A 13,598-nucleotide genomic window follows, 5' to 3' on the forward strand; every position below is an offset into this window, starting at 1 on the left:
GTCCCCTATTCACATCTCCCCGAGGGTCTTTCCCCTGACTTCTCGGGACATCACCCCCTCGGGAGCAGCGCAATGAACGTCGATCTCACCCAGCGACTGAAGGACCGCGTCGCCGTCATCACCGGCGGGGCCAGCGGCATCGGTCTGGCGACGGCCCGGCGGTTCGCCGCCGAAGGCGCGTTCGTCGTGGTCGCCGACGTCGACCCGGCGACCGGGGAGGCCGCGGCATCCGAAGTCCACGGGGTGTTCCGCCGCGTCGATGTCGCCGATGAGGCGCAGGTGAACGCCCTCTTCGACGGCGTGGCGGAGGAGTTCGGCCGTCTCGACATCGCGTTCAACAACGCCGGCATCTCCCCTGCGGATGACGATTCGATCGAGACGACGGAGCTGCCCGCGTGGGATCGCGTGCAGGACGTCAACCTCAAGTCCGTCTACCTGTGCTCGCGCGCGGCGCTGCGCCACATGGTGCCGGCCGGCAAGGGGTCGATCATCAACACCGCCTCCTTCGTCGCGCTGCTGGGCTCGGCGACCTCGCAGATCTCGTACACCGCGTCCAAGGGCGGGGTGCTCGCCATGACGCGGGAGCTCGGGGTCCAGTTCGCGCGCCAGGGCATCCGGGTGAACGCGCTCTGCCCGGGACCGGTCAACACGCCGCTGTTGCAGGAGCTGTTCGCCAAGGATCCCGAACGGGCCCAGCGCCGGCTCGTGCACGTGCCGATGGGCCGATTCGCCGAGCCGGAGGAGCTGGCCGCCGCGGTGGCGTTCCTCGCCTCGGACGATGCGTCGTTCATGACGGCGACGACCTTCGTGGTGGACGGCGGAATCACCAACGCCTACGTCACCCCCCTGTGACCGGTCGCATGCGAAAGAACGGGGAGAAACCGGCCATGGAGCGAGGGCTCAGCACGCCGACGTGGGAATTCTCCCGCGTCTTCGACGACCTGCCGGGGTCACCGTGACCGAGACGCCGCTGCGCGAGGTGCGCCGGGCGGTGTACCGGCCGCTGCGCGAGGGGAACGCGCTCGAAGACACCGTCGCACGTCTGGTGCAGACCATCCGGCTCGGCGTGGTCGCGCCCGGGGAGTCCCTGCCGCCCGAGCGGGAGCTCGCCGGCCGGTACGAGGTCAGTCGCGACACCGTGCGAGAGGCGATCCGCGAGCTCGCCGACACCGGATACCTGGTCCGCCGCCGCGGACGATACGGCGGCACCTTCGTGGCCGACCCGCTGCCGCCGGCGCCGCATCCCGGGGTGGTGCCGCTGGACGAGCTGGACGACGTGCTGGGGCTGCGGCGGGTGCTCGAAGCCGGTGCCGCCCGCACGGCGGCCGGGCGCACCCTGACCCCCGAGTCCCGCACCGAGCTGTGGGCCCGCCACGAAGCGGCAACCGCTGCCGACACCGCGGAGTACCGCCGTCTCGACACCCTGCTGCACCTGACGATCGCGGAAGTCGCCGGCATCCCCTCGCTGGTCGCGCTCGCGGCGGAGAACCGCGCGCGGGTGAACGCCTGGCTGGACACCTTCCCCCTGCTGCCGCGCAACATCGAGCACTCCAACGCTCAGCACGAGCGCATCGTCACGGCGATCCTCGCAGGGCGAGCGGATGCCGCGGAGGCGGCCATCCTGGAACACCTGGCCGGTTCGGAAGCACTGCTGCGCGGCTTCCTCGCCTGAGCGCATACGGTCCGCCGGCGGGTGCGCGGAGCCAAGAGACGGGCGGCGTTCGGTAGCGTGGAGCGATGGCTTCAGCACACGATCCCGACCCGAGCGAGGTCGACGAACTCCCCGAATTCCGCAACACGGCACTCAGCGATGCGCTTCAGACCCAGGATCTCGCCGCGGTCGCCTTCGCCCTGCGACACGGACCCACGGTGGTCCCTCTGATCCCCGCGGATGCCGAGGCGGAATCGGGGCTGGAAGCGTCCAGTGCCGACGACGTGTGGACCTATCGCGATCCGAGAACCGGGCAGGTCGCGCTGCTGCTGTTCAGCGATGCCGCGAACAAGCCGGCCTCCCTTCCGGCCAAGGTCGCGCTGAACAGCCCGGGCTGGCTAAGGGCGTTCCTGGGGCTGCACGAGGAGGTCATCACCACGGTGTTCTTCGACATCGCCGGGCCGCATCCGATGCAGGCCAGCCCCGCCGCGCTCATCGCCGCTCTGGACGCATGAGCGGATCGCCGTCGGCTGCCTCGACTTCCGCGACGCGGCCTGGCATGCTCATGCGATGGAGTTCCTGATCGTCGCAGTCGTGTGTACCGCGGGGCTTGTGATCCCCATCGCGTTGGCCCGCATGCCGAGTCAGCAGAGCGGCAGCCGGCTCCAGGCGTCCGCGGCTCGCACCACGCTCCGCGGCCGGCGCTAGAACTCCGGAACGTCGCCGCCGGGGTCGGCTCTGCTGCGCGCCCGCACGTCGTCCAGCGCGCCCCGCAGGGTGCGCGAGCGGTTGTCGATGAACTCGCTGTAGCCCAGGCGTGCGGCCTCGCTGCGGCGCTGGGCCGTCTGCGTCACCGGGCGGATCTCGCCGGCGAGGCTCAGTTCGCCGATCGCGGCGAGCGTCTTGGGTACGGATTGATTGCGTACCGACCCCGCGACGGCGATCGCGATGGCCAGGTCGGCGGCGGGCTCGGTGAACCGCACGCCCCCCACGGTCGAGACGTACACGTCCAAGTTCGAGGTCACGATCCTGGCCTTCTTCTCCAGCACCGCGAGGACCATCGCCACGCGCGCGCCGTCCACGCCGTTCACGATCCGCCGGGGGTTGGGCGCCGTGGTCTGTATCGTCAGTGCCTGCACCTCGACCGGCAGAGCGCGGCGGCCCTCCAAGGCGATCGCGACGCACGTGCCCGGCTCCGGGCTGCCGTGACCGAGGAAGAGGGCGCTGGGATCGGCGACCTCGGCGATGCCCGCACCGGTCATGTCGAAGCAGCCCACCTCGTCGGTCGGTCCGAAGCGGTTCTTCAGAGCGCGCACGAACCGCAGCGACGTCTGCCGGTCGCCCTCGAACTGGCACACCACATCGACGAGGTGCTCCAGGATCCGTGGGCCGGCGATCGAGCCGTCCTTGGTCACGTGGCCGACCAGGACGACCGGGAGCCCGCGATCCTTGGCGACGCGGATCAGCGTGGAGGCCACTTCGCGCACCTGGCTGGGGTGGCCGGCCATTCCCTCGGAGAGGGACGAGGACACGGTCTGGACGGAGTCGACGATCAGCAGCTCGGGCTGGACCTGGTCGATATGCCCCAGGATCGTCGCCAGGTCGGTCTCGGCGGCCAGGTAGAGCTCGTCGTGCAGCGCCCCGGTCCGCTCGGCGCGCAGTCGCACCTGGCCGGTGGATTCCTCCGCGCTGGCGTAGAGCACGCGTCGGCCGGCGCGTGCGCTGGCGGCCGCGACCTCGAGCAGCAGCGTGGACTTGCCCACTCCGGGCTCGCCGGAGAGCAGGATCGCCGCCCCCGGGACGATGCCGCCGCCCAGCACGCGGTCGAACTCGCCGACGCCGGTGGTGCGGCGCGGGGTGTCCCGGGAGTCGATCGCCGTGATCGGGCGCGCGACGCGGTCGGTTCCGGGAGTGACGGCGGTCACGGCGCGGTTCAGGCCGGTCGGCTCGGATGCTTCAACCACCGTGCCCCACTGCTGGCACTCACCGCAGCGACCCACCCACTTCAGCGCGGTCCAGCCGCACTCGGTGCACCGGTACGGCGCGGTCGCGGTCGTGCGTCGGGTGGCCATGCTCTCAGGGTAGGCGCGGCGTGCGACACTCGGATGCCGCGCTCCGGCGGGCCGCGGCATCCCGTCCTCCGCGCAGCCGGGCAGGGACCATGCTGCGCTCGGCCACGGCCGGTGCAGTGCTCAGCGCAGCGAGGGCGGTGCTCAGCGCAGGGAGGTGGCGACCTCGCGCAGCGCGTCCGCCGACCGACGCAGCAGACCCACCTCGTGCGGGGAGAACGGGTTTTCGTGGATCGGCACCGCTCCGGAGGCGCTGACCACCGAGGGGACCGAGAGCGCCACGCCGCTGACACCGTGATAGTCCTGCAGCACGGTACTGACCGGCATCACGGCGTGCTCGTCGCCGAGGATCGCCTCGACGATCCGTGCGGTGGACAGCCCGATGGCGTAGTTGGTGGCGCCCTTGCCCTGGATGACCTTGTACGCGGCATCCCGCACATCCACGGCGATGTGGTCCAGTTCGTCCGCGCTCATCGGAGGGTGCCCGGGGGTCTCCCACTCCAGGATCGGGACGGTGCCGATCGTCGCCTTGGACCACAGCGGGAACTCGGTGTCCCCGTGCTCGCCGACGATGTACGCGTGCACGCTGGAGGTGGAGACCCCGGCGCGCTGACCGAGCTTCCAGCGCAGACGCGAGGTGTCCAGGACGGTGCCGGACGCGAAGATCCGCTCGGGCGGAAGCCCGGTCTCCTGCTGGGCGAGCACGGTGAGCACATCGCACGGGTTGGTCACGATCACGTAGATGGCGTTCGGTGCCACCTCCAGCAGCTGCGGCATCATCTTCTTGAGAATGCCGGCGTTCACTCCGGCCAGCTCGATCCGCGTCTGGCCGGGGTTCTGTTTCGCGCCCGCCGTGATCACGACGACGTGCGAGCCTGCGACCACGGAGATGTCGCTGCCGCCGACGATGTCGCTGGAGCCGGTGAACTGCGTGCCATGGGCGAGGTCGAGCACTTCGGCCTCGACCTTCTGCGTGGCGATGTCGTACAGCGCCACATGTCTGGCCGATCCGCGGATCAAGGCGGCGTAGGCGGAGCTGGATCCCACGCTTCCGGCTCCGACGACGGTCAGTTTCGAATTCTCGATGACAGCCATGCGGCAAGTCTGACAGTGCCGGGCTCGCGATGGGGCGCGCTGGTCATTTCACCGTCGACTCGGCGGAGGACGGGGCGTCGGGCTGCGGCGTCCCGTTTCTGATGCCGGCGTAGGAGATCAGGCCCCCGACGGCCATCATGACGGCCGTGACGATGGCTGCCCGGTGGAACCCGGCCAGGTCCAGGCTGCCGCCGACGATGGCGGCGAGCATCGCGATCACGAGCAGGCCGGCGACCCGGGCCACGGCGTTGTTGACCGCCGAAGCGATGCCGGAGCGGCCGCTGTCCACCGAACCGAGGATGGCGGCGGTCAGCGGCGAGACGGTGGTGGCCAGCCCCAGACCGAAGACGATCATGCTCGGCAGCACCTGCGTCCAATAGTCGAACTGCTCGTTCACGGTCAGCAGCAGGAGAGCGCCGATTCCCATCAGGATCGGCCCGATCGTCATGAACAGACGCGGTCCCCACTTGCCGGCGAGGGCTCCCATCCTCGAGCTGAGCAGGATCATCAGGATCGTGGTCGGGATGCTGGCCAGACCGGCGAGCGTGGCCGGCAGCCCGGCGCCCTGCTGAAGGTAGACGGCCACCACGAAGCCGTTCAGCGAGAGGGCGCCGTAGACGAAGAACGTCGCGACGTTCCCGGTCCAGAAGTTGCGGATCTTGAACAGACTCAAAGGCAGGATCGGTGTCGAGGTGGTCTGCTGGCGCACCAGGAACGCACCGAACAGGAGGATGCCGGCCACCAGCGGGATCCAGATCCCCGGCGCGGCCCAGCCCAGGTTGGGCTGTTCGATCAGGGCGAACACGGCCGCACCGAGGCCGAACGTGCACATCGCGCCGCCGAGCCAGTCGATGCGCGTGCCGGGGTTGCGGACGTCATGCGCCTGCAGGCGGGTGAGCAGCCAGAGCGTGATCGCGATCGGGATCACGTTGATCAGGAACACGAACCGCCACGAGAGCAGGTCGACGAACAGGCCGCCGATCAGGGGCCCGGCGACCATGGCGCTCGTGGTCAGAGCCGTCCACAGTCCGATGGCCTTGCCCTGCAGCGGACCGCGGATCGTCGAGGTGATCAGCGCGAGAGAGCTGGGCACCAGGAACGCGCCGGCGGCACCCTGCGCGGCGCGCGCGATGATCAGGAAGAGCGGATCGGGCGCCGCCGCGATCGCGATCGAGGCGATGCCGAACCCGATCAGTCCGATCCGCATCACCAGGATGCGGCCGAACGCGTCGCTGGCCGACCCGGCGAGCAGGATCAGCGCGCTGAGCGTGATGAGGTAGGCGTCGACCGTCCACTGCTGAGTGGTCAGGCCACCGCCCAGTTCCCGGCTGATGGCGGGCAGGGCCACGTTCACGACGGTGCCGTCCAGGAACGCCACGAACGAGGCCAGTGCGGCGATCCAGACGACGAGGCGCTGCTGCGCGTCCAAAGTGAGGCTCACGCAGCCAACCTAATCCCGCCGACCCGACCTGTGGGTCCCGTCATCGGCGGGCGCAGCAGAGCGGATGCCGTGACCCCGGTCCGCGGCATCCGCTGGTCTGCGCGCCGGTCCGCGGCATCCGCTGGCTGCAGGTCGTCAGGAGGTCAGGAGGTCAGGAGGTCAGGAGGTCAGCGTGAGTCTGCCCACGACCAGATGTCATCGCCGCGCAGGGTCGCATCCGCGCCGCCGTCGTCGTAGATGACCTGGCCGGCGAGGTGGGTGTTCTCCACGCTCGTGAGCCAGATGAGCAGGTAGGCGATGGATTCGGGCGACTGGTGGTCGTTCAGCGGCATGGGGACCGCGGCATCCACCATCGCCTGACCCTCCGGCGTACTGAGCAGCCCCGCCGTCATCGGGGTGACCACTGTGCCCGGTGCGACGGCGTTCAGCGGGATGCCCGCGCCCGCCCACGCGGGGGTGATCGACTCACGGCGCACCCAGCGCGACAGCGCGCGCTTGGACGACGGGTAGACCAGGTAGCCGACCTGCGGCCCCTGAGCAGCCAGCGCGGCCGCGATCTCGAGGGCCTTCGGCTCATCGCCGGCGAGGGCTGCCTCGACCATGTCGGGGGAGTTCGGCTGCAGCGAGGCCATCGAGGACACCACGGCCGCGCGAGGCGCCTGGGAGCGGGCGAGCGCGGGAAGCAGTGCAGTCAGGAGCTCGGTGACGCCGAAGTAGTTCACCGAGATGGTCTTGGGGATCGGCGCGGAGATTCCGGCGCACGCGATCACCGCGTCAATGGTCTCGGCCAGTTCCATCGCGCGGGCTGCCGCGTCCGCGCGGCCCTCCGGGGTCGACAGGTCGGCTTCGATGTCGGCGTCCCGCAGATCGATGCCGATCACCCGCTCGCCGCGGTCGCGGAGAATCGCCGCGGTCGCGGCTCCGATCCCGGATGCGGATCCGGTGATGACATACGTACGCGTCATGGCTCTTCTTTCATTCGTGGACGGTCGCGGGGTTCGCGATCGTCGGGGGGATGGCGACGGGATCGCCGCCGGACGGGGGGATGTCGCGCGGGCCTCGACTGGGTGCGGGGATGTCGGCGGGATGCGTGATCGCGCTCGCCGTGGCGACGAACCGCTGGACCAGTTCCGCCAGGCGGCGGCGCTCGTCCCGGGACCAGTCCGCCATGATGTGCCGGACCATCTGAAGTCCACTGTCGACGAGCGCGGCGTACACGTCGGCTCCGGAATCGGAGAGGGCGATGATCATGGCGCGTCCGTCGGTCGGATCGGGATGCCTGGTGATCAACCCGGCGGCGTGGAGCCTCGCCAGCTGCTTGCTGATGGTGGGACGACTGACTCGCAGTTCCGTCGCCAACTCGCTCGCCCGGCGCTGACCGCTCAGCCCGAGGGCGTACAGCGGCTGGATGTCCACGGGGTCGAGCGTGACACCGACGTCGGGAACGAAACGCGCCTGGAGGGCAAGGGCGGACCACTGTGCCATGAGCCGGGTCAGTCCCGACAACACGACGGCCTCGCTCTGGTCCCGCGTTTCCACATCTCCATCCTACCCGTGGTAGTTGCGGGAGGAAACTATTTGGACCCACCGCCCGCGCTTGACGCACAGTCGCCAAGTTGGCGGGTGGGTTGGCCGTCGCGTACACTCGTCCGCGGTGACGTGTCCGAGCGGCCGAAGGTGCAACTCTCGAAAAGTTGTGTAGGGTAACCCCCTACCGTGGGTTCAAATCCCACCGTCACCGCCACTGTCAAAGCCCCGCGATCCCTTGTAAACACTGGGATCGCGGGGCTTTCACTTTGCCCCGAAATGGGCCCGTGCCCACATTTTGCCCACATCTGAAACGGATCGAGGGCGTGTGATGTCTCAGGACATCGGTGACAGTTCTGCATCAGGACATCGGTGACACTTCGTGTGTCAGGACATCGGTGACACTCAGATCGTCTTGCGGGGGCCGCGGGGTTTGCCGTTGCCGACGTACCGGACGCCGGGTGCGGGCCAGGCGTGTTCGATGATGAGCGTGCCGCGGTCGTCGAAGATCATGAGGCTGTCGCGTTCGTAGATGACGTAGACGTCCTGTCCGCGGCGGGTATGGCTGATGTTGAACCAGATCCCACGAGCCTTGATAGTCCCGTTCAGGTGGATCGTCGCGACCCGGATACCGGCGGCGGCGCGGCCTTGCGGTGCGGGGATCGCGGCGGGGTTTGAGATGGCTCGCCGCTGTTCGACGGGCAGCGGTCTCGGCGGGTCGGCTTTCGGTGTCGCGTCCCACGCGGCTTGCGGGGTGGCCCGACCGGGCAGCGCTTGGTGGGGTCGGTTGACGTTATAGATCAGGTCGAACGCGTCGACCTGCTTCTGCAGTTGCTCGAGCGTGCCGGCGAGGGGCTGCTTGTCGAGGTAGCGGAACAGGGTCTGGTGGAACCGTTCGTTCTTGCCCTGCGTGGTGGGCTTGCCCGGCTTCCCGGTGATCGGTTCGACCCCGAGCGCGGTGACGTGCGCGACGAGCTGGCCGAGCACGCCCCGGCGTGACGGATTCAGCGCGAGACCGTTGTCGGACAGTAGTCGTTGCGGGACGCCGTGCGCGGCGATGCCCTTCTTCACCACGGTGATCGCGTCCTTCGACGTCTCACCCCACGCAACATGGGAAGCCACGGCGTAGCGGGAGTGATCGTCGATGAGTTGGAAGATCACACACTTCCGACCTGCGGCGAGGACGTACTCGGTCGCGTCCAATTGCCAGCACGCGTTCGGCGCCGGATACACGAACCTCCGATAGGACGCCCGCGGCTTCTTCCGCGGCTCCGCCCGCGCGACGCCCGCATCCCGGAAGATCCGCGCCAACGACGCCACCGACGGCGCCTCCATCCCAAGGGAGCGCATCTTCTCGTGCACGCTGATCGGCCCGTGATCCAGACCGGACGACTCCAGCGCGGCCCGCACTCCGATGGCCTGTCGCTTCACCTCATCGCTCAGCCGCGAAGGGCTTGCCCTTGGCCGCCGACTGCGTGGCTCGAGCGCCGCAGCCTGCCCCTCGGTCAACGACCGCTTGCGGATCGCATAGAACGTCTTCCTCGAGATCGAGTGCTCGGCGCAGAACGTCGACACCGACCCGCGCGGCGCGTCCGGCGGCCACTGCGCAATCGCGAGACGGACACGAGGATCAACAGGCTCAACGACGCTCATCCCTCACAAATAGAGGGGAGAAGCGTCACCACCAAACACCGCCGAAGCGTCACCGATGTCTTGACCCCGAAACGTCACTGATGTCCTGAGACATGACAAACGGATCGAGGGCGATTCAGGCCGATATGAGGGGTCGTCTACCGGTGCGCGACTCCAAGACATTCGAACAAACGTTCACCCGCTCGCGAAACCGGGCGAGCACGTTGCGAACGGCGGTGTCTTGTGTCCCGGGTCGTCGGGCTGGATCGGGCTCAGATCGCGCGGGAGCGTGCTCGGTCCAGGGCGTCCGACACGGCGTCCAGATCGTCGTCGAAGAGGTCGCTGTAGGTGTCGAGTGTCATTGCGGCGCTCGCGTGGCCGAGCATGCGCTGCACCGCCTTCACGTTCGCGCCGGCGCTGACTGCTAGCGATGCGGCGGTGTGGCGGAGAGCGTGCGGCGTGACCCTGGGGAGGTTGGGATCGGCCTGCTGTGCTCGGCGCACGGCACCGGCGAACCACCCAGCTTTTGAATTGGGCAACCGGAGTGGTTCTGCCCCGTCGCCGAAGACATAGGCGTCCCGGTCGCGGGCCTGGACGCGTAGGCGCAGTTCCTCGACCAGGAACGCGGGCAGCGGCACCGATCGCGTCTTGTGCGTCTTGGGGGTGCCCATGATCACGGTGTTGTTCACCATGACCGCGTTCTCCTCAATCGAGGCGCGTCTTCGCTGAAGATCAAGGTGCCGTATCCGCAGCGCGGTTGCTTCACCCCACCGCAGGCCGGTGTAGGCGAGGAAGCGTACGAGCGTGGGTTCGGCTGCGCTCCGGGCGAGGAGTTCCACTTGCGCGTGGGTGAGATATGCCTTGCCCTTCCTCCCCTTGCGGGGGACACCCACATCGCGGGCCGGATTCGCGGCGAGGCTGCGGTCCTTCACCGCGGTATCGAAGATGGCCGCGAGGATCCCATGCGCGCGGAGTACGTTCGTCGCGCTCTGCGTCTGTGCCATCTCCGAGATCCAGGCCTGGATCTCGGAGTGTCGGATGCTGCCGATGGCGCGGGTGCCCCATCGAGGCAGGACGTGGATGCGCCATGAGGACTCGAGCGAGCGGAACGTGGATGGTTTGAGGATCTGCTGGCGAGAGGCTATCCAGCTCGTGCCGAGCGCGCCCACCTTCGCCTCGGCGGCGCTGACGTCGATGAACTCGCCCTTGGCCTTGGCGACCTCGACTGTCGAGAGGAACAGTTCAGCGTCCCGTTTGGTTGTGAACCCTCGCCGATCGGTTTGAGTCCCGTCGGGGCGACGGTAGCGGACACGGTATCGGCGGCCCTGCTTGGTTGTGTACGCGGCGATGCTACCCACTCGCCGGTCGACCGACGTGTGCGGTCATGCCGACGAGGCGGCCGGAGTCGCGGGCTTTGCGGATCCAGTCCTCCGCGGTGCGCTGCGGGACATCCAGTTCCAGGGAGATGAGTTTGACCGGGGGCGAGCCGGCCAGTGTGGCGGCGCCGTAGAGGATCTCCACGACGTCCCATCGTTCGTCCTTCATGCCCCGTTTGACGACGGTGGATGCCATCCAGGGCGGGATGATGCGACCTTCGCCGGTCGTCAGATCTGCCACCGTGAGCCACCGTGCGTCCGACCCGTCGTCCAACCGCACCGCGACGCAGTGCGGAACCGCCGCCTGCAGCGTGGCCTGCGCCAGGGTGTGACCCACGCGGGAGGCATCCAGTTCGCCGTCCACGGCGCGGGTGATGACCGTGCTCGGGATGTACCGCACCTTCGCCGCGTTGTACCGCGCCTCGATGGTCGTCTCGATCCCGGCATCCTCATCCAGCGCTGTTGCGACAAAGCCCGGCGCAATGCGCAATGCAGTGCCGACAAGCGTGTCGGCAGCGTCTGCGGTCATCGCCTTGCCGTCGAGTGTCTTCACGTCGACCTTCACCCCCTCATCTTGCCTTACCTCGACTGCGTTCCGCAGATTCCTCTTGACTAAGCACACACTTTAGCCATGTACTTGTGTGGAAGGCAACAGGAGTACCACGAAAGGATTGAGCGATGTCCAGCACGACCAACCCGGCGGAGCCGATTCTGAGTAAGTGGCTGCTGAGGCCGGAGGACGTTGTGGAGTTGATTCCGGGGCTGAGCGTGAAGCTCCTGGCTCAGTGGCGGTACGAGCGGAGAGGCCCGCGGTACTACAAGGTCGGACGGATCGTGCTGTACCCGTTCGAGGACCTCGAGCAGTGGTTCGAGGCTCAGGTCGGCGCGAGCGGGTCGGAAAGATGACCGAGTTCTCGCGTACGCACATCGTCGCGATCGCCAACCAGAAGGGCGGAGTGGGGAAGACGACGCTCACGACGCAACTCGCAGCGGTCCTATCCCGCCGGTTCCGGGTGCTGGTGGTCGATGTGAATCCGCAGCGATCGACCGTGTGGTGGGCGGAGAACGCGCGCGACCGGTTGCCGTTCGATTTCGCCGGCTACCAGTCACCGGCAGCCCTCGCCCAATTGCCGGAGTTGACGGCGGAGTGCGACTTCGTCTTGGTTGACACACCAGGCGGAGTCGAGGCTACGCCGCTCCTGGAAACGGTGCTGGATGCGGTCGATTACGTCATGGTCCCGATGACGCCCGAGCGCTTGGCGGTGGAGCCGACTGCGCGGACCGTCTCCCGGCTGATCGAGCCCCGCCGGGTGCGGTACGGCGTGCTGCTGAACCGCATCGACCCGTCCATCCCCACCCAGTTGCGCACCTTCCAGGAACTGCTGGACACCACCCTCGGGCTTGCACGGTTCGAGGCGCATCTGCGGAAGTACCAGGCGTATGCGGAGGCACCGGTTCTCGGGCAGCTGGTCACCGCAACGCCGCCGACGGGACGCACCGCCGGCTACATCGCCGACCTCACCCGAGTCGGGTACGAGCTGAGCGACCAGTTCTCCCCAGCCCTCGCCGGTGTGTGGTGAACCGTGACCGGCGCCGACTGCGTCGCCCGCACCCATGGGGACCGGATCTGCGACCGACACTTCAGACCCGCACAGTGCGCGGCACGGAGAGGAGACCGCGATGACCAACGCTGACGATGACAGCGGCCTCACCGCCGATACTGGTGGGCAGCATTCGCTGGACGACCCCGCCGACTCGCCCCCGAGCAACGCGAACGCAGCGGGGGGCCGGGACGCCGTTCGTGCCGGGCGCCGTCGATACGAGGAGCCTCGGCGGGACCGGCGTGGGGAGGTGTTGAAGAGTTGGAAGGAGCGGAACCCAGAGAAGGTGAAGCAGTACCGGGACCGGTACCGGCAAACCCACCTGGAGCAGATTCGCCGGGAGAACCGGGAGCGAGAACGTGCCCGGAGGATCCGGCTGCGCGAGGAGCAGCAGGCGCAGCAGGAGCGACGCGCGTACGCGCGGGAGTGGTACGCGCAGCACCGGGAACAGTACCTGCAGTACCAGCGTGAGTACCGTGCCGCCCGGAAAGCCCAGGACCCGGAGAAGTACCGGGAGGGGGTGCGGGCACGGAACAAGCGGTGGCGGGACAACCACCGGGACCGGGAGAACGCCAAGCTGCGGGCGAAGTACTGGGACGATCCGGACCGGAAAGCCAAACGCGCCGCGAGCTACTACAAGACCCACACCGATGAGGTCCGGGCACGTCGCCGCGAACGGTACGCCGCCAACCGGGAACACGAACGTGAGATCCAGCGCCGCTACCGGGAACGCCAGAAGTTCCGGCGCGAGACAGGGCTCCCCGCACCCCAGCTGCACCGCACCCCGCGCGAGGAGAGACTGGCCAACGCCGCCGCAGCCGACCAGTTCTTCACCCGCCCGCGGACACGGGAAGAACGGGCGGAACTTCGCAAGGAACTGGGCACCCCGCCGGAGCTGCTTGCCGCGTGGATGCGGGACTGCAAACGCGCCCGCGCCGCCCACCACCTCGCCGAAGACGCGCAACTCCAGGCACGGCTACGCCGCGAACTCGCCCCCGCCCTGACCGCCAAGCAGATAGAGGAGGCGCGGCTGGAGGCGATCGGCAGACAAGTCAATCAGCGACTCCGCCGCAAAGACCCGCCGCGACGGGCCCCGCACAACGACCCGGCGGCCCCGCACCCGATGCTGCACCCGCACCCACAGACAGGACTACACCGATGACCACCCACACCCGGCCCGGTACCCTTCCGAGGACAGGACAGGAC

At 68.5% G+C, this 13,598-nt stretch carries 14 protein-coding genes and 1 tRNA gene; 7 read left to right on the forward strand and 8 right to left on the reverse strand.

Annotated elements, in window-relative coordinates:
• Positions 1-72 precede the first annotated feature (72 nt).
• The 3 genes from NQ152_RS15765 to NQ152_RS15775 all read left to right on the forward strand — a co-directional run bounded on the left by NQ152_RS15765 (position 73) and on the right by NQ152_RS15775 (position 2,166).
• On the forward strand, positions 73-852 hold the full coding sequence (locus NQ152_RS15765; RefSeq protein ID WP_257524661.1) for a 3-oxoacyl-ACP reductase: 780 nt from the start codon (positions 73-75) through the stop codon (positions 850-852).
• Positions 853-955: 103 nt separating this feature from the next.
• Complete coding sequence (locus NQ152_RS15770; RefSeq protein WP_257500774.1) at positions 956-1,672, forward strand: FadR/GntR family transcriptional regulator; 717 nt, start codon at positions 956-958, stop codon at positions 1,670-1,672.
• A 65-nt stretch (positions 1,673-1,737) separates the two neighbouring features.
• Positions 1,738-2,166: a dehydrogenase gene (locus NQ152_RS15775; protein WP_257500773.1), complete on the forward strand. Its 429-nt coding sequence runs from the start codon at positions 1,738-1,740 to the stop codon at positions 2,164-2,166.
• 189 nt (positions 2,167-2,355) lie between these two features.
• Here the strand turns inward: NQ152_RS15775 and radA are convergent, their stop codons facing one another.
• From radA to NQ152_RS15800, 5 genes are all read right to left on the reverse strand, one after another.
• Complete coding sequence (radA, locus tag NQ152_RS15780; RefSeq protein WP_257500772.1) at positions 2,356-3,723, reverse strand: DNA repair protein RadA; 1,368 nt, start codon at positions 3,721-3,723, stop codon at positions 2,356-2,358.
• A 141-nt stretch (positions 3,724-3,864) separates the two neighbouring features.
• Positions 3,865-4,815 carry an L-lactate dehydrogenase gene (locus NQ152_RS15785; RefSeq protein ID WP_257500771.1) on the reverse strand — a complete coding sequence of 317 codons (951 nt, stop codon included), beginning with the start codon at positions 4,813-4,815 and terminating at the stop codon, positions 3,865-3,867.
• 43 nt (positions 4,816-4,858) lie between these two features.
• The gene (locus NQ152_RS15790) at positions 4,859-6,256 is read right to left on the reverse strand and encodes an MFS transporter (RefSeq protein WP_257524662.1); all 1,398 of its coding nucleotides are present in this window, start codon (positions 6,254-6,256) and stop codon (positions 4,859-4,861) included.
• Between the two features lie 167 nt (positions 6,257-6,423).
• On the reverse strand, positions 6,424-7,221 hold the full coding sequence (locus tag NQ152_RS15795; protein WP_257524663.1) for an SDR family NAD(P)-dependent oxidoreductase: 798 nt from the start codon (positions 7,219-7,221) through the stop codon (positions 6,424-6,426).
• A gap of 10 nt (positions 7,222-7,231) precedes the next feature.
• On the reverse strand, positions 7,232-7,795 hold the full coding sequence (locus NQ152_RS15800; protein ID WP_257524664.1) for a MarR family winged helix-turn-helix transcriptional regulator: 564 nt from the start codon (positions 7,793-7,795) through the stop codon (positions 7,232-7,234).
• A gap of 114 nt (positions 7,796-7,909) precedes the next feature.
• On the opposite strand from NQ152_RS15800, the gene NQ152_RS15805 reads away from it, so the two are divergent.
• Positions 7,910-8,000: transfer RNA gene (locus NQ152_RS15805), tRNA-Ser, on the forward strand.
• Between the two features lie 188 nt (positions 8,001-8,188).
• On the opposite strand, the gene NQ152_RS15810 is transcribed toward NQ152_RS15805, so the two are convergent.
• The 3 genes from NQ152_RS15810 to NQ152_RS15820 form a co-directional block, all read right to left on the reverse strand.
• Positions 8,189-9,358, reverse strand: coding sequence for an integrase core domain-containing protein (locus NQ152_RS15810; protein ID WP_374113609.1), 1,170 nt, complete (start codon positions 9,356-9,358; stop codon positions 8,189-8,191).
• Between the two features lie 329 nt (positions 9,359-9,687).
• Positions 9,688-10,773 carry a site-specific integrase gene (locus NQ152_RS15815; protein ID WP_257524665.1) on the reverse strand — a complete coding sequence of 362 codons (1,086 nt, stop codon included), beginning with the start codon at positions 10,771-10,773 and terminating at the stop codon, positions 9,688-9,690.
• The gene (locus tag NQ152_RS15820) at positions 10,766-11,356 is read right to left on the reverse strand and encodes a hypothetical protein (RefSeq protein WP_257524666.1); all 591 of its coding nucleotides are present in this window, start codon (positions 11,354-11,356) and stop codon (positions 10,766-10,768) included. The genes NQ152_RS15815 and NQ152_RS15820 overlap by 8 nt, the downstream gene beginning before the upstream one ends.
• Positions 11,357-11,469: 113 nt before the next feature.
• Here NQ152_RS15820 and NQ152_RS15825 point away from each other — a divergent pair, with 113 nt between their 5' ends.
• The 3 genes from NQ152_RS15825 (at position 11,470) to NQ152_RS15835 (ending at position 13,554) form a co-directional block, all read left to right on the forward strand.
• Positions 11,470-11,697 (forward strand): AlpA family transcriptional regulator, encoded by a 228-nt coding sequence (locus NQ152_RS15825; protein WP_257524667.1) that lies wholly within the window; start codon positions 11,470-11,472, stop codon positions 11,695-11,697.
• On the forward strand, positions 11,694-12,371 hold the full coding sequence (locus NQ152_RS15830) for a ParA family protein (RefSeq protein ID WP_257524668.1): 678 nt from the start codon (positions 11,694-11,696) through the stop codon (positions 12,369-12,371). The genes NQ152_RS15825 and NQ152_RS15830 overlap by 4 nt, the downstream gene beginning before the upstream one ends.
• A gap of 100 nt (positions 12,372-12,471) precedes the next feature.
• Positions 12,472-13,554: a hypothetical protein gene (locus NQ152_RS15835; RefSeq protein ID WP_257524669.1), complete on the forward strand. Its 1,083-nt coding sequence runs from the start codon at positions 12,472-12,474 to the stop codon at positions 13,552-13,554.
• Positions 13,555-13,598: the final 44 nt, after the last annotated feature.

Source organism: Microbacterium sp. zg.B48 (assembly GCF_024623505.1).
Classification (GTDB): Bacteria; Actinomycetota; Actinomycetes; order Actinomycetales; family Microbacteriaceae; genus Microbacterium.